This is a genomic window from Mycobacterium avium subsp. avium (assembly GCF_009741445.1).
In the GTDB taxonomy this organism is placed as follows: Bacteria; Actinomycetota; Actinomycetes; order Mycobacteriales; family Mycobacteriaceae; genus Mycobacterium; species Mycobacterium avium.
In genome coordinates this window covers 529,264-542,970 of the sequence record NZ_CP046507.1, presented here as the reverse complement: position 1 = coordinate 542,970, position 13,707 = coordinate 529,264, and the positions used below count along the sequence as shown (strand labels likewise).

The 13,707-nt window shown below is 67.5% G+C and carries 14 protein-coding genes; 5 read left to right on the top strand and 9 right to left on the bottom strand.

All coding sequences use genetic code 11. From position 1 onward, the window contains the following. Positions 1–14 precede the first annotated feature (14 nt). Positions 15–1,697: a 3-oxosteroid 1-dehydrogenase gene (gene kstD / locus MAA44156_RS02695; RefSeq protein ID WP_009974800.1), complete on the top strand. Its 1,683-nt coding sequence runs from the start codon at positions 15–17 to the stop codon at positions 1,695–1,697. 1 nt (position 1,698) lies between these two features. Beyond that, on the top strand, positions 1,699–2,559 hold the full coding sequence (locus MAA44156_RS02690; RefSeq protein WP_009974797.1) for an enoyl-CoA hydratase ChsH3: 861 nt from the start codon (positions 1,699–1,701) through the stop codon (positions 2,557–2,559). 82 nt (positions 2,560–2,641) lie between these two features. Here the strand turns inward: MAA44156_RS02690 and MAA44156_RS02685 are convergent, their stop codons facing one another. The 7 genes from MAA44156_RS02685 to MAA44156_RS02655 form a co-directional block, all read right to left on the bottom strand. Then, a complete protein-coding gene (locus MAA44156_RS02685) occupies positions 2,642–3,481 on the bottom strand; it encodes a putative endonuclease domain-containing protein (RefSeq protein ID WP_009974796.1) in 840 nt (279 codons plus the stop codon). 115 nt (positions 3,482–3,596) lie between these two features. After that, positions 3,597–4,766, bottom strand: coding sequence for a 17-hydroxy-3-oxo-4-pregnene-20-carboxyl-CoA lyase (locus MAA44156_RS02680; RefSeq protein WP_009974795.1), 1,170 nt, complete (start codon positions 4,764–4,766; stop codon positions 3,597–3,599). Next, positions 4,766–5,167: a MaoC family dehydratase gene (locus MAA44156_RS02675; RefSeq protein ID WP_003875684.1), complete on the bottom strand. Its 402-nt coding sequence runs from the start codon at positions 5,165–5,167 to the stop codon at positions 4,766–4,768. The genes MAA44156_RS02680 and MAA44156_RS02675 overlap by 1 nt, the downstream gene beginning before the upstream one ends. Continuing rightward, positions 5,164–6,117 (bottom strand): bifunctional MaoC family dehydratase N-terminal/OB-fold nucleic acid binding domain-containing protein, encoded by a 954-nt coding sequence (locus MAA44156_RS02670; RefSeq protein WP_003875683.1) that lies wholly within the window; start codon positions 6,115–6,117, stop codon positions 5,164–5,166. The genes MAA44156_RS02675 and MAA44156_RS02670 overlap by 4 nt, the downstream gene beginning before the upstream one ends. Beyond that, positions 6,114–7,277, bottom strand: a complete 1,164-nt coding sequence (fadE29, locus tag MAA44156_RS02665) for an acyl-CoA dehydrogenase FadE29 (RefSeq protein ID WP_009974793.1) — start codon at positions 7,275–7,277, stop codon at positions 6,114–6,116. Before fadE29 ends, MAA44156_RS02670 begins: the two co-directional genes overlap by 4 nt. Then, complete coding sequence (locus tag MAA44156_RS02660; RefSeq protein WP_009974791.1) at positions 7,268–8,338, bottom strand: acyl-CoA dehydrogenase family protein; 1,071 nt, start codon at positions 8,336–8,338, stop codon at positions 7,268–7,270. The genes fadE29 and MAA44156_RS02660 overlap by 10 nt, the downstream gene beginning before the upstream one ends. Before the next feature lie 19 nt (positions 8,339–8,357). Continuing rightward, complete coding sequence (locus tag MAA44156_RS02655) at positions 8,358–9,608, bottom strand: cytochrome P450 (protein WP_009974790.1); 1,251 nt, start codon at positions 9,606–9,608, stop codon at positions 8,358–8,360. A 159-nt stretch (positions 9,609–9,767) separates the two neighbouring features. Here MAA44156_RS02655 and MAA44156_RS02650 point away from each other — a divergent pair, with 159 nt between their 5' ends. From MAA44156_RS02650 to MAA44156_RS02640, 3 genes are read left to right on the top strand one after another with little or no spacing between them, the layout of a single operon-like run. After that, positions 9,768–10,928, top strand: a complete 1,161-nt coding sequence (locus MAA44156_RS02650) for a steroid 3-ketoacyl-CoA thiolase (protein ID WP_003875679.1) — start codon at positions 9,768–9,770, stop codon at positions 10,926–10,928. 18 nt (positions 10,929–10,946) lie between these two features. Next, entirely contained in the window at positions 10,947–11,348 is a 402-nt protein-coding gene (locus MAA44156_RS02645) for a DUF8021 domain-containing protein (protein ID WP_003875678.1), read from the top strand. Positions 11,349–11,382: 34 nt separating this feature from the next. Beyond that, positions 11,383–11,799: a nitroreductase family deazaflavin-dependent oxidoreductase gene (locus tag MAA44156_RS02640; protein ID WP_003875677.1), complete on the top strand. Its 417-nt coding sequence runs from the start codon at positions 11,383–11,385 to the stop codon at positions 11,797–11,799. Between the two features lie 137 nt (positions 11,800–11,936). Here the strand turns inward: MAA44156_RS02640 and MAA44156_RS02635 are convergent, their stop codons facing one another. Both MAA44156_RS02635 and MAA44156_RS02630 read right to left on the bottom strand, forming a co-directional pair. Then, the gene (locus MAA44156_RS02635) at positions 11,937–12,842 is read right to left on the bottom strand and encodes an SDR family oxidoreductase (protein ID WP_011723666.1); all 906 of its coding nucleotides are present in this window, start codon (positions 12,840–12,842) and stop codon (positions 11,937–11,939) included. Positions 12,843–12,856: 14 nt separating this feature from the next. Continuing rightward, positions 12,857–13,654, bottom strand: coding sequence for an SDR family oxidoreductase (locus MAA44156_RS02630; protein ID WP_003875675.1), 798 nt, complete (start codon positions 13,652–13,654; stop codon positions 12,857–12,859). Positions 13,655–13,707 lie beyond the last annotated feature (53 nt).

The window sequence follows — 13,707 nt, the reverse complement described above, 5'->3', positions numbered from 1 at the left end:
ATAACGTGTTCTACATGTCAGCGCAGGAGTACGACGTCGTCGTGGTCGGGAGCGGCGGAGCCGGTATGGTGGCCGCACTTACCGCCGCTCACCGGGGTCTTTCCACCATAGTCATCGAGAAGGCCCCCCACTTCGGCGGCTCGACCGCGCGGTCGGGCGGCGGTGTTTGGATCCCAAATAACGAAGTGCTCAAGCGTGATGGGGTGAAGGACACCCCGGAGGCGGCCCGCACCTATCTGCACGGGATCATCGGCGACGTCGTCGAGCCGGAACGCATCGACACCTACCTGGAACGCGGGCCGGAAATGCTGTCCTTCGTGCTCAAGCACACGCCGTTGAAGATGTGCTGGGTGCCGCGGTACTCCGACTACTACCCGGAGTCGCCGGGCGGACGCGCGGAGGGCCGGTCGATCGAGCCGAAGCCGTTCAACGCCCGCAAACTGGGGCCCGACGAGGCCGGCCTGGAACCGGCGTACGGCAAGGTGCCGCTGAACGTCGTTGTCATGCAACAGGACTACGTGCGGTTGAACCAGCTCAAGCGCCACCCGCGGGGTGTGCTGCGCAGCCTGAAGGTCGGCGCCCGCACCATGTGGGCCAAGGCGACCGGCAAGAACCTGGTCGGCATGGGCCGGGCGCTGATCGGGCCGCTGCGCATCGGTTTGCAGCGGGCCGGCGTTCCGGTGGTGCTCAACACCGCGCTGACCGACCTGTACCTCGAAGACGGCGTGGTGCGCGGGGTCTATGTCCGCGACAGTCAGGCGGCCGAGTCCGCCGAGCCGCGGCTGATCCGGGCGCGCCGCGGTGTGATCCTGGCCAGCGGCGGCTTCGAGCACAACGAGCAGATGCGGGTGAAATACCAGCGCGCGCCCATCACCACCGAGTGGACCGTGGGCGCCAAGGCGAACACCGGTGACGGGATTCTGGCGGCCGAAAAGCTGGGCGCCGCACTGGAATTGATGGAAGACGCCTGGTGGGGTCCGACCGTGCCGCTGGTCGGCGCGCCGTGGTTCGCGCTGTCCGAGCGCAATTCGCCGGGGTCGATCATCGTCAACATGTCGGGCAAGCGGTTCATGAACGAGTCGATGCCCTATGTCGAGGCCTGCCATCACATGTACGGCGGCGAATACGGTCAGGGTCCCGGGCCGGGCGAGAACATCCCGGCGTGGCTGGTGTTCGACCAGCAGTACCGGGATCGCTACATCTTCGCCGGATTGCAACCGGGGCAACGTATTCCGCGTAAATGGCTGGAGTCCGGCGTCATCATCCAGGCCGAAACGCTCGAGGAGCTGGCCTCGCAGGCGGGCCTTCCGGTCGACGAATTCCTGGCCACCGTGCAGCGGTTCAACGGCTTCGCGCGCACCGGCATCGACGAGGACTACCATCGCGGCGAGAGCGCCTACGACAGGTACTACGGCGATCCCACCAACAAGCCCAATCCCAACCTCGGCGAGATCAGCCACCCGCCCTACTACGCCGCCAAGATGGTGCCGGGCGATTTGGGCACCAAGGGTGGCATCCGCACCGACATCCACGGCCGTGCGCTGCGCGACGACGGCAGTATCATCGAAGGTCTCTACGCCGCGGGCAATGTCAGCGCGCCGGTGATGGGCCACACGTACCCGGGTCCGGGTGGCACCATCGGTCCGGCCATGACATTCGGCTACCTGGCGGCGCTGCACATCGCGGGAGAGAACTGACATGCCGATCGACGTAGACGTCGCGCTGAACGCCGCGCTGGATCCCATCGAATTCTCTTGGGCCAGCAGTGATGTCCAGCTCTACCACCTGGCGCTGGGCGCGGGGTCCGACCCGATGGATCCGCGCGAGCTGCGCTACCTGGTCGACGACACCCCGCAGGTGCTGCCGACGTTCGGCAACGTGGCCGCCACCTTCCACGCCACCAAGCCGCCGACCGTGCAGTTCCCCGGCATCGACATCGAGCTGGGCAAGGTGCTGCACGCGTCCGAGCGGGTCGAGGTGCCCGCTCCGCTGCCGCCTTCGGGCTCCGCGCGCGCCGTCACCCGGTTCACCGACATCTGGGACAAGGGCAAGGCCGCGGTGATCTGGAGCGAGACGAAGGTGACCGCGCCGGACGGCACCCTGTTGTGGACGCAGAAGCGCTCGATTTTCGCCCGCGGCGAGGGCGGCTTCGGCGGGGAACGCGGCCCGTCGGGGGGCGACGCCGCGCCGGAGCGGGCCCCCGACCTGGAGGTCGACGTGCCGATCCTGCCGCAGCAGGCGCTGCTGTACCGGCTGTGCGGCGACCGCAACCCGCTGCACTCGGATCCCGAATTCGCCGCTGCCGCAGGGTTTTCCCAGCCGATCCTGCACGGGTTGTGCACCTACGGCATGACCTGCAAGGCGATCGTCGACGCCCTGCTCGACGGCGACGCCGGCGCGGTGGCGGCCTACGGCGCGCGTTTCGCCGGGGTGGCGTTCCCCGGCGAAACGCTGAAGGTCGGCATCTGGAAAGAGGGTGGGCGATTTCTGGCCAGCGTTGTCGCGCCTTCGCGCGACAACGCCGTCGTGCTCTCCGGCGTCGAGCTGGTCCCGGCCTAGGGCTCGCGCTGCTTGCCTTCTCGCCGTTTTGCCGCCGAACGTGAAGTTAGTTTCACGTTCGGTGCCGAGCGTGAAACTAACTTCACGCTCGGCGGGCGCGCGCCTCGCGTACCCGGGCAATGATGTCGGCGGGCCGGTCCCCGGCGACCACCCTCACCACGATCCAACCGAGTCGCTGCAGCATTTCCGAGCGACGAATATCCCAGCCATACTGACGCCGGTCGCTGCGATGATGATCACCGTCGTACTCGACCGCGACTTTCAGGTCCTCCCAACCCATATCGAGGTAGGCCACCGCGTCGCCAAGGTCGTCAACCACCCGGATCTGCGTCTGCGGTGGCGGTAATCCGGCCCGGGTCAAAACAACGCGCAGCCAGGACTCCTTGGGAGACTGCGACCCACCGTCGAAGAGTGCGATAGCTTCCCTTGCCCGGACGATGCCGCGGCGTCCCGGGTATCTCTGCGCGAGCAGCTCGACATCGGCCGCCTTGATTCGGGTTTCGCGGGCTAATGCATCGATGCCGGCAACCGCTGCGGTGGTCGGATACCAGCAACCGAGATCGAGAGCCGTCCTGGACGCCGAGGTCACCAGAATCCCCTCTACGACCGCAATTTCATCTTCTTCGATCCGCTCTTCATGAACCCTGATCCCGGGCTGGCGGTGGCGGTTGTGGTGGATGAGGTCCACCACCGTCATGGCGTCGACCCATTTGCTTCCGTGCAGCGCCGCCGCGGAGAACCCGGCGACCACACCCCGACGCCCGCTCCACAGCCACCCGGCCCTCGCGCGTAGCACGGCGGTAACCTCGTGGTCTCTGCTGACATACACGTCTCGGAACAGCCGGGTGTAGCCAGTGCTCAGCCGACTTCTCGTCAACACGCCGCGCGCTACGGCCTCACTGCCGAGGAACGGCTCACCCACGACGGCAGCGTCGCACGCGACCCGCGCACCGTCACTTCACTCGTCGAGCGTGATGTTAATTTCACGCTCGGCCGCGAGCGTGACGCTAACTTGACGCTCGAGCGAAGGCGGGAAGCTAGCCCAGGATCAGGCCCGAGGTGGGCACACCGGTGCCCGCGGTGACCAGCACGTGCTCGACGTCGGGCACCGGGTTCACCGAGGTGCCCCGCAGTTGCCGCACCCCCTCGGCGATGCCGTTCATGCCGTGGATGTAGGCCTCACCGAGCTGGCCGCCGTGCGTGTTGATCGGCAGCCGCCCGCCGATCTCGATGGCGCCGTCGGCGATGAAGTCCTTGGCCTCACCCTTGCCGCAGAATCCCAACTCCTCCAACTGAATCAGCGTGAAGGGCGTGAAGTGGTCGTAGAGCACGGCGGTCTGAATGTCGGTCGGCTTCAGGCCGGACTGCTGCCACAGCTGCCGGCCCACCACGCCCATCTCGGGCAGGCCGAGCTCCGAGCGGTAGTAGCTGACCATCGTGTACTGGTCGGGGCTGGAGCCCTGCGCCGCCGCCTCGATGACCGCCGGCCGCTGCTTGAGGTCGCGTGCCCGCTCGACGGACGTCACCACGACCGCCACCGCACCGTCGGTCTCCTGGCAGCAGTCCAGCAGCCGCAACGGTTCGGCGATCCACCGCGAATTCTGGTGGTCCTCAATGGTTATCGGCTTCTCGTAGAAGTACGCCTTCGGGTTCTTGGCCGCGTGCTTGCGGTCGGCCACCGAGATCGCACCGAAGTCCCGGCTGGTCGCACCGGACAGGTGCATGTAGCGCCGCGCGATCATGGCGACCTGCGCAGCCGGCGTGGACAGCCCGTGCGGGTAGGAGAACGAATTGTCCGCCGCGGTCGAATCCGCCTGCGCGCGAGCATCTCCCGCCAGCCGCGTCTGCACCTGACCGAACCGCATGCCCGAGCGCTCGTTGAACGCCCGGTACGCCACCACGACGTCGGCCACCCCGGTGGCCACCGCGATCGCGGCCTGCTGCACGGTCGCGCAGGCGGCCCCGCCGCCGTAACCGATCTGGGAGAAGAACTTCAGGTCACCGATGCCGACGGCGCGGGCGACGGCCGTCTCGTTGTTGGTGTCCATCGTGAAGGTGGTCAGCCCGTCGACGTCCGCCGGCGAAAGCCCGGCGTCGTCCAGGGCGTCCAGCACCGCCTCGGCCGCCAGCCGCAGCTCACTGCGGCCGGAATCCTTCGAAAAGTCGGTCGCGCCGATGCCGACGATCGCCGCCTTGCGGGAAAGCATCAGGCATCCCCCATCGTCAGCGTCACCGTCGCGATGACGTGATCGCCAAGGCTGTTGCGGCCGAACACCTTTAACGTCACCAGGCCGTCCTGGACGGCGGTCACCTCGCCGGAGAACGTCACCGTGTCGTAGGCATACCACGGCACACCGAGACGCAGGCCGATCGACTTGATCAGCGCCGACGGCCCGGCCCAATCGGTGACGTAGCGCTGCACCAGGCCGGTGTCGGTGAGGATGTTGACGAAGATGTCCTTCGACCCCTTGGCCTGCGCCTTGTCCCGGTCGTGGTGCACGTCCTGAAAGTCCCTGGTGGCCAGGGCGGTTGAGATGATGAACGTCGGGTCGCCGTAGAGCTTGAGCTCGGGCAACGTGGTGCCGACTTCGATGACGGGTGCGCTCATGCGTCAGGCTCCCAGGCGTAGAGGCTCCACTCCGGACCGTTGTCGTCGGCCGGGAAATCGAGGTAGGTGGCCCGCACCGGCAGCCCGATCCGCACCCGGGCCGGGTCGATGCCGCGCAGCTCGCCCAGCATCCGGACACCCTCGGCGAGTTCGACCAGTGCGATCACGAAAGGCAGTGTGCGGCCGGGCACCTTGGGCGCGTGATGCACCACGAAGCTGTACACCGTGCCCTTGCCGCTGGCCACCACGTAGTCGATGGGGGCGGTCTTGTCCTGCCACACCGCCGGCACCGGCGGGTGCTGCAGGCTGCCGTCCGGCCGCCGCTGGATCCGCAGCTCGTGCGCCTTGACACCCTCCCAGAAGAAGGCGGTGTCGCGCGACGACGCGGGCCGCATCATGGTGGCCGGATCGAGGTCGTCGGGCACCGGCGACGCCGCCGCGTCGGATTCGCGGGGCCTGAATTTGAGGATGCGCCAATTCATCTCGGCCACATCCTCGTCGCCGACCCGCCAGATGATGTGCTGGTTGATGAACCAGCCCTCGCCGAGCGCCGTCTGCTTGGGCCCGATCACATCACCCATCTCCGAGGTGATGCTGACCTGCTCACCGGGCCGCAGGTAGCGGTGGTAGGTCTGCTCGCAGTTGGTGGCGACCACACCGACGTACCCGGCGTTGTCGAACAACTCCATGATGGGCCCCATGGGGTCGTCCTTGGGACGCTCCCCGCCCAGGCCGAACATGGTCCACACCTGAATCATGGCCGGCGGGGCCACGATCCCGGGATGTCCGACGGCGCGGGCCGCGGCCTCGTCGACATAGATCGGGTTGCGGTCGCCGATGGCCTCCACCCAGTTGTTGATCATCGGCTGATTCACCGGGTCGCGCCCGGCGCGCGGTTTCGGCCCGCCGGCGGCTTTGATCTCCGCGATGGCTTCGGCGATGTCGGTCATCGGGGCACCCTCGGCACTTTGAGCCCGGCGGCGGCGATCATCTCGCGCATCACTTCGTTGACACCGCCGCCGAACGTGATCACCAGGTTGCGCTTGGTTTGCGAGTCCAGCCACCTGAGCAGTTCGCCGGTCTCCGGGTCGGCGGGGTTGCCGTACTTGCCGACGACTTCCTCGGCGAGCCGGCCGATGTACTGAATCCGCTCGGTGCCAAAGACTTTCGTCGACGCGGCGTCGGCGACGTTGATGTCCTCACCGGCCGCCGCCACCTGCCAGTTGAGCAGCTCGTTGATCCGCCACATCGCATAGATCTCACCGAGCGCCCGCTGGACGTCGGCGTGGTCGATCGGGGTGACCCCGTCGCTGCCCGGCTTGGACGCCCATTCGCGCACCCGGTCGTAGATGCCGGCGGTACGGCCGGCCGGGCCCAGCATCACCCGCTCGTTGTTGAGCTGGGTGGTGATCAGCTTCCACCCGCCGTTCTCCTCGCCGACCAGCATGTCGGCGGGCACCCGCACGTCGTTGTAGTAGGTGGCGTTGGTGTGGTGGGCGCCGTCGGACAGGATGATCGGCGTCCAGGAGTAGCCGGGGTCCTTGGTGTCCACGATCAGGATCGAAATGCCCTTGTGTTTCACGGCTTCCGGATCGGTGCGGCAGGCCAGCCAGATGTAGTCGGCGTCATGGGCACCGGTGGTGAAGATCTTCTGCCCGTTGACGATGTACTCGTCGCCCTGCCGCACGGCCGTGGTGCGCACCGACGCCAGGTCGGTGCCGGCCTCCGGCTCGGTGTAGCCGATCGCGAAGTGCACCTCGCCGGCCAGGATCGCCGGCAGGAACTTCTTCTTCTGCATCTCGCTGCCGAACTGTTGCAGCGTCGGCCCGACCGTCTGCAGGGTCACCGCGGGCAGCGGCACGTCGGCGCGATGCGCCTCGTTGACGAAGATCGACTGCTCGATCGGGCCGAAGCCCAAGCCGCCGAACTCCTTTGGCCAGCCCACCCCGAGCTTGCCGTCCCGGCCCATCCGCCGGATCACCGCCCGGTAGGCCTCGTTGTGGCGGTCCTGCTCCATCGCCTTCATCTCGTCGGACGAGATCAGGTTCGAAAAGTATTCCCGCAGTTCGGCTTGCAGCTGACGCTGTTCGGGGGTCAGGTCTATGAACATTGCGCTCCCACCAGGTCGTCTGCGTGCCGACCCGCTGCGCCCGGCTGCGCCGCGCTTGCGATCGCCATGAGGTCCAGGCGATGCGACGGCCCGCCCAGCAGCCGGGTCAGGTCCTTGATCGTGGAGTAGTACCGATGCATCGGATAGGTGATGTCCATGCCCATGCCGCCGTGCAGGTGGTGGCAGAGCTGCATCGCCGGGGGCGCCTGCGACGCCACCCAGTATCCCAGCACGCCCAGGTCGTGATCGACATCCCGGCCCTCCGACAGCCCCCACACCACCGACTTGGCCACCAAATCGATGGTGCGCGAGGCGATGTAGACCTCGGCGAGCTGCGCGGCCACGGTCTGGAAGGTGGACAACGGCTTGCCGAACTGCTTGCGGTTGGCCACGTAGTCGGCGGTCAACCGCAGCGCCCCGCTGACCAGCCCGTCGGCGTAGGCGCCCACGGCCGCCAGCGCCAGCTGGTTGACCCGCGCCGCCGTGGCGCCCGCCAGCACGTCGGAATCGGCCACCGCGACGCCGGTGAAGCTGACCGTGTACTCGTCGGAGCCGTTCGAGGTCGGCGTCTGCACCACCTGGACGCCGTCGGCCTTGGGCGAGACCACGACAACCGCACTGTCGGCGGTGACGATCATCCAATCCGCTTGTGCCGCATAGCCGACGCCGATCTTGGTGCCCGACAACCGGCCGTCGGCGAAGGTGGTCGCGGGCCGGTCCGGCAGCGGGGTACCGGGTTCGTTGAGCGCGGCCGTCAGCACCCCGCCCCTGGCGACCCCGGCCAGGAACCGGTCCTGCTGCTCCTCGGAGGCCAGCTCGAGCAACGGAAGCACCGCAAAACCCAACGTGGCCAGCGCCGGCGTGATGGCGCCGCGGCGACCGACTTCGGTGAGCACCGTGGCGACCTCGGGCAGACCCACCCCGTCGCCGCCGAGACGCTCGGGCACCGGCAGCGCCGTCACACCCCCGTCGACCAGTGCCTCCCAACTCAATTCGCGATCCAGCACCGACGTGACGACGTCGGCGACCGCCTGTTGTGTCGGACTGGGGTCGAAGTCCATCGTCGTTTCTGACGCCATATCAGTGCGCCACCGGGCACTTGCCGGTGTAGTCGACCTGCCAGTGCTTGATGCCGTTGAGCCAGCCCGACCGCAACCGCTCGGGCGCCGACAGCGGCTTGAGGTCCGGCATGTGGTCGGCCACGGCGTTGAAGATCAGGCTGATGGTCATCCGGGCCAGGTTGGCGCCGATGCAGTAGTGCGCACCCGTACCGCCAAAACCGACGTGCGGGTTGGGGTTTCGCAAGATGTTGAAGCGGTGCGGATCCTCGAAGACCTCTTCGTCGAAGTTCGCCGAGCGGTAGAACATCACCACCCGCTGGCCCTTCTTGATCTGCACCCCGGACAGCTCGTAATCCTCGAGCGCGGTGCGCTGGAACGCGGTGACCGGCGTTGCCCAGCGCACGATTTCGTCCGGCGCGGTCTCCGGGCGCTCCTTCTTGAACAGCTCCCACTGGTCGGGGTTGTCGGCGAAGGCGATCATGCCGTGCGTGATCGAGTTCCGGGTGGTCTCGTTGCCGGCGACCGCGAGCATCACCACGAAGAAACCGAATTCGTCGTCGGAGAGCTTCTCGCCGTCGAGGTCGGCCTGGATCAGCTGGGTGACGATGTCGTCGCCGGGGTTCTTGGCCCGCTCCTCGGCCATCTTCATCGCGTACATGATCAGCTCGGCCGACGACATCGCCGGGTCGATGTGCGCGTACTCGGGGTCCTCGTTGCCGGTCATCTCGTTGGACCAGCGGAAGATCTTGTCCCGGTCCTCCTGCGGAACACCCAGCAGACCGGCGATGGCCTGCAGCGGCAGCTCGCAGGAGACCTGCTCGACGAAGTCGCCGGCGCCGGCCGCGGCCGCGGTCTTGGCGATGTTCTGCGCGCGGGCGTCCAGCTCGTCACGCAGCCGGCCGACGGCCCGCGGGGTGAAACCGCGCGAGATGATTTTGCGCAGCCGGGTGTGGTGCGGCGCGTCCATGTTGAGCATGACGTTGCGCTGCAGGTCGATCTGCTCGCGCGTCATCTCCTTCGGCCAGACCGGGATGGCGCAGTCCTGCTGCGACGAGAAGATGTCGCTGCGCACGGAGATCTCTTTGACGTCCTTGTGCTTGGTGATCGCCCAATAGCCTTTGTCACCGAACCCGCCGGTCCCGCCGGGGACGTCCATCCAGTAGATTGGCGCGGACTTGCGCAGTTCGGCTAATTCGGCGACCGGCAGGCCCTTGACGCAGACGTCCGGGTCCAGAAGGTCGAACCCGGGTGGAAGATTCGGACTGGGCACGCTCTTCTCCTAACTACAGTCCTCGCTGACTTGCGATCCCAGGACACTAGCTGTCCTAGTGATGCTCTGGTGCCAGTAAAACATGCCTCCACCGCAGACAAAAGGCGGCGACATATCCTCGCTTGTCATAGTAATGAAACGTGTTCTAGCCTGACGGGCATGGGTAACCCGGTAATCGTCGCAGCCACCCGCAGCCCGATCGGCAAGCGCAACGGCTGGTTGTCAGGGCTGCACGCCACCGAGCTGCTCGGGGCGGTGCAGAAGGCCGTGGTCGAGAAGGCCGGCATCGACGCCGGCGACGTCGAACAGGTGATCGGCGGTTGCGTCACGCAGTACGCCGAGCAGTCCAACAACATCAGCCGGACGGCGTGGCTCACCGCCGGATTGCCCGACCACGTCGGCGCCACCACCGTGGACTGCCAGTGCGGCAGCGGGCAGCAGGCCAACCACCTGATCGCGGGTTTGATCGCCACCGGCGCCATCGACGTGGGCATCGCCTGCGGCATCGAGGCGATGAGCCGGGTCGGGCTGGGCGCCAACGCGGGCCCCGACCACAACTGGCGGGCCGAGTCGTGGGACATCGACATGCCCAACCAGTTCGAGGCGGCCGAGCGGATCGCCAAGCGCCGCGGCATCACCCGGGAAGACATCGACGAGTTCGGTCTGGCCTCCCAGGCCAAGGCGAAACAGGCCTGGGACGAGGGCCGTTTCGACCGTGAGATCTCGCCGATCGTGGCGCCGGCCCTCGACGAGAACAAGCAGCCCACCGCCGAGCGCGTCACCATCAGCCGCGACCAGGGCCTACGCGAGACCACCCTGTCGGGTCTGTCCGCGCTGAAACCGGTCATCGAGGGCGGGATCCACACCGCGGGCACGTCCTCACAGATCTCCGACGGCGCGGCCGCCGTGCTGTGGATGGACGAGGACAAGGCCAAGGCGCTCGGCCTGCGGCCGCGGGCCCGCATCATCAGCCAGGCGCTGGTCGGCGCCGAGCCGTACTACCACCTGGACGGCCCGGTGCAGTCCACCGCCAAGGTGCTGGAAAAGGCCGGCATGAAGATGGGCGACATCGACATCACCGAGATCAACGAGGCGTTCGCCTCGGTGGTGCTGTCCTGGGCGCGGGTGCACGAGCCCGACATGGCCCGGGTCAACGTCAACGGCGGCGCCATCGCGCTGGGCCACCCGGTGGGGTGCACCGGCAGCCGGCTGATCACCACCGCCCTGCACGAGCTGGAGCGCTCCGATCAGACCACCGCGCTGATCACGATGTGCGCGGGCGGTGCGCTGTCCACCGGCACCATCATCGAACGCATCTAGGTCCCCGGTCCGGCTTCGGTGGTGAGCGTCTCGGACGAAAGCCGCATCGCCGCGGCGCAGGCCTACATCGACGCCCTGGTCAGCCATGACGGCGACGCCGTTCCGTTCGCGCCCGGCTGCACCCGCGTCGAGCAGGGAATCAAGAACGGGTTCTCGGGAAATCACCTGCGCCGCAGCCTCAATCGCGGTCCGCAGTACCGGTTGCTCGCGCACACCACTACCCCGGACTACCGCATCGACGGCGACCGGGTGCACGCGTCCTACCAGGTGCTGACCAAGGCGGCGCTGGGCGGACGCCGACTGGCCGCGCACGTCACCGAGACCTTCCTGATTCCGGCCGAAAGCCCAAGCGGCAGAGCCGAAATCCAGCACATCAAGGTTCGCTTCCAACCCTTCATCCAGACGCGAGGACGGCAGTAGCGCAGTGGAAAAACCCAAATCCTTGAATTCGCCGATGACCGGGTTCTTCATCAAGTGGATGTCCCGGGTCAACACCTGGATGTACCGCGTCAGCAGGGGCAAGTGGGGCGGCACGTTCCAGAAACGCCCGGTGGCGCTGCTGACCACCACCGGCCGCAAGACCGGGCAGCCGCGGGTGAGCCCGCTGCTGTACCTGCGCGAGGGCGATCGGGTGATCCTGGTTGCCTCGCAGGGTGGCCGCGACAAGCATCCGCTGTGGTACCTCAACCTCAAGGCGAATCCGAAAGTGTCCGTGCAGATCAAAGACGAGGTGCTGCAACTTCAGGCGCGCGACGCTACGCCCGAGGAACGCGAACAGTACTGGCCGAAACTGGTGGCCATGTATCCCTCGTTCGACGACTATCAGTCGTGGACCGACCGGGTGATCCCGGTCGTGATCTGCGACCCGTGAACCGGATCGGCAACTAGGCACCTCGCCGTCGTCGAGCGTGCACTGGTAGCGAAGAATCGGCGGAATTCTCGCGGTGGGTGCACGTTCGGCGGCGAGGGTGCGTCGGGTGCCTTGGTGCGTCCGGCGCGTCCGGTGCGTTAGGCGCCGTAGACCGGCACCGGCGGGCGGGCCTTGCCGAGCAGGTCGGCGACGACGGGCCCCAGCTCGGCGGGATCCCACCTCGCGCCCTTGTCGATCTGCGGGCCGTGCGCCCAGCCCTCGGCGACCCGGATCTTGCCGCCCTCGACCTCGAACACCTTGCCGGTCACGTCGCGGGCTTCCGCACTGCCCAGCCAAACCACCAGGGGCGACACGTTTTCCGGGGCCATCGCGTCGAAATCCTGGTCCTGCGTTGCCATCATCTCGGCGAACACGGTCTCGGTCATCCGGGTGCGGGCCGACGGCGCGATCGCGTTGACGGTGACGCCGTAGCGGCCCATCTCCGCCGCGCCGACCAGCGTCAGCGTCGCGATACCGGCCTTGGCGGCGCTGTAGTTGCCCTGCCCGACGCTCCCCTGCAGGCCGGCGCCCGAGCTGGTGTTGATGATCCGGCCGTCGACGGCCTTGCCCGCCTTGGACAGCCCCCGCCAGTACGCCGCGGCGTGCCGCATGGTGGCGAAGTGCCCCTTGAGGTGCACCGCGATGACGGCGTCGAACTCCTCCTCGCTGGTGTTGGCGATCATCCTGTCGCGCACAATGCCGGCGTTGTTCACCAAAACGTCGAGACCACCGAAGGTTTCGACGGCGGTCTGGATCAGACCGGCGGCCTGGTCCCAGTCGGCGACGTTGGATCCGTCGGCGACGGCTTCCCCGCCGGCGGCGGTGATCTCGTCCACCACGCTCTGGGCGGCGCTGCCGCCGCTGGCCGGTGAACCGTCGAGGCCCACCCCGATGTCGTTGACCACCACACGCGCCCCTTCGGCGGCGAAGGCCAGTGCGTGCGCGCGACCGATACCGCCGCCCGCTCCGGTGACGATGACGACGCGGCCGTCAACCACTCCCATAGTCCTTGTCTCCTCTACTTGATCGCGCTCGCGTTCGTGGTGGCCAGATAGTGCGGCGGCTCACCGCCGCCGTGCACCTCCAGCGAGGCCCCGCTGATGTAGCAGGCCGCATCGGAGGCTAAAAATGCTGCGGCCCAACCGATGTCGGCCGGCTTGGCCAACCGGCCCAGGGGCACGTTCTTCGAGATCGCGGCGATGGAGTCGGCGTCGCCGTAGAACAGCTCCGACTGCTCGGTCTCCACCATGCCCACCACGCAGGCGTTCACCCGGACCTTGGGCCCCCACTCCACCGCCAGGGTCTGGGTGAGGCTTTCCAGGCCGGCCTTGGCCGCCCCGTAGGCGCCGGTGCCCGGCGAGGGCCGGCGGCCGGACAGGCTGCAGATGTTGACGATCGACCCGCCCTGGGCCTGCTTCTGCATGTGAGCGTTGGCGTGCTGCGAAACCGACAGCGCGCCAATGAGGTTCAGCTCGATGATCTTGCGGTTGAACTTGGCGCTGGATTCCGCGGTCAGCACGTAGGGCGATCCCCCGGCGTTGTTGACCACGACGTCGAGCCTGCCGTGCCGGTCGGCGATGGTGTCGATCAGCGCCTTGACGGCGTCGTCGTCGCGGACATCGCAGGAGTGGAACTCATACGGCAGCCCCTCGACCGCCCGTCGCGCGCAGGTGACGACGGTGGCGCCCTGTGCGGCGAAAACCGAGCTGATGCCGGCACCGACCCCGCGAACTCCGCCGGTGACCAGGACCACCCGACCGGTCAGCCCCAGGTTGATGGCTTCTGCAAACGGGGGGCATGCTTCGGCGCGAGTCACTGTGCTAGCGTACCAAGCAAGTGCTTGCTTAGGTAGTTACCCCACAAGGAAGT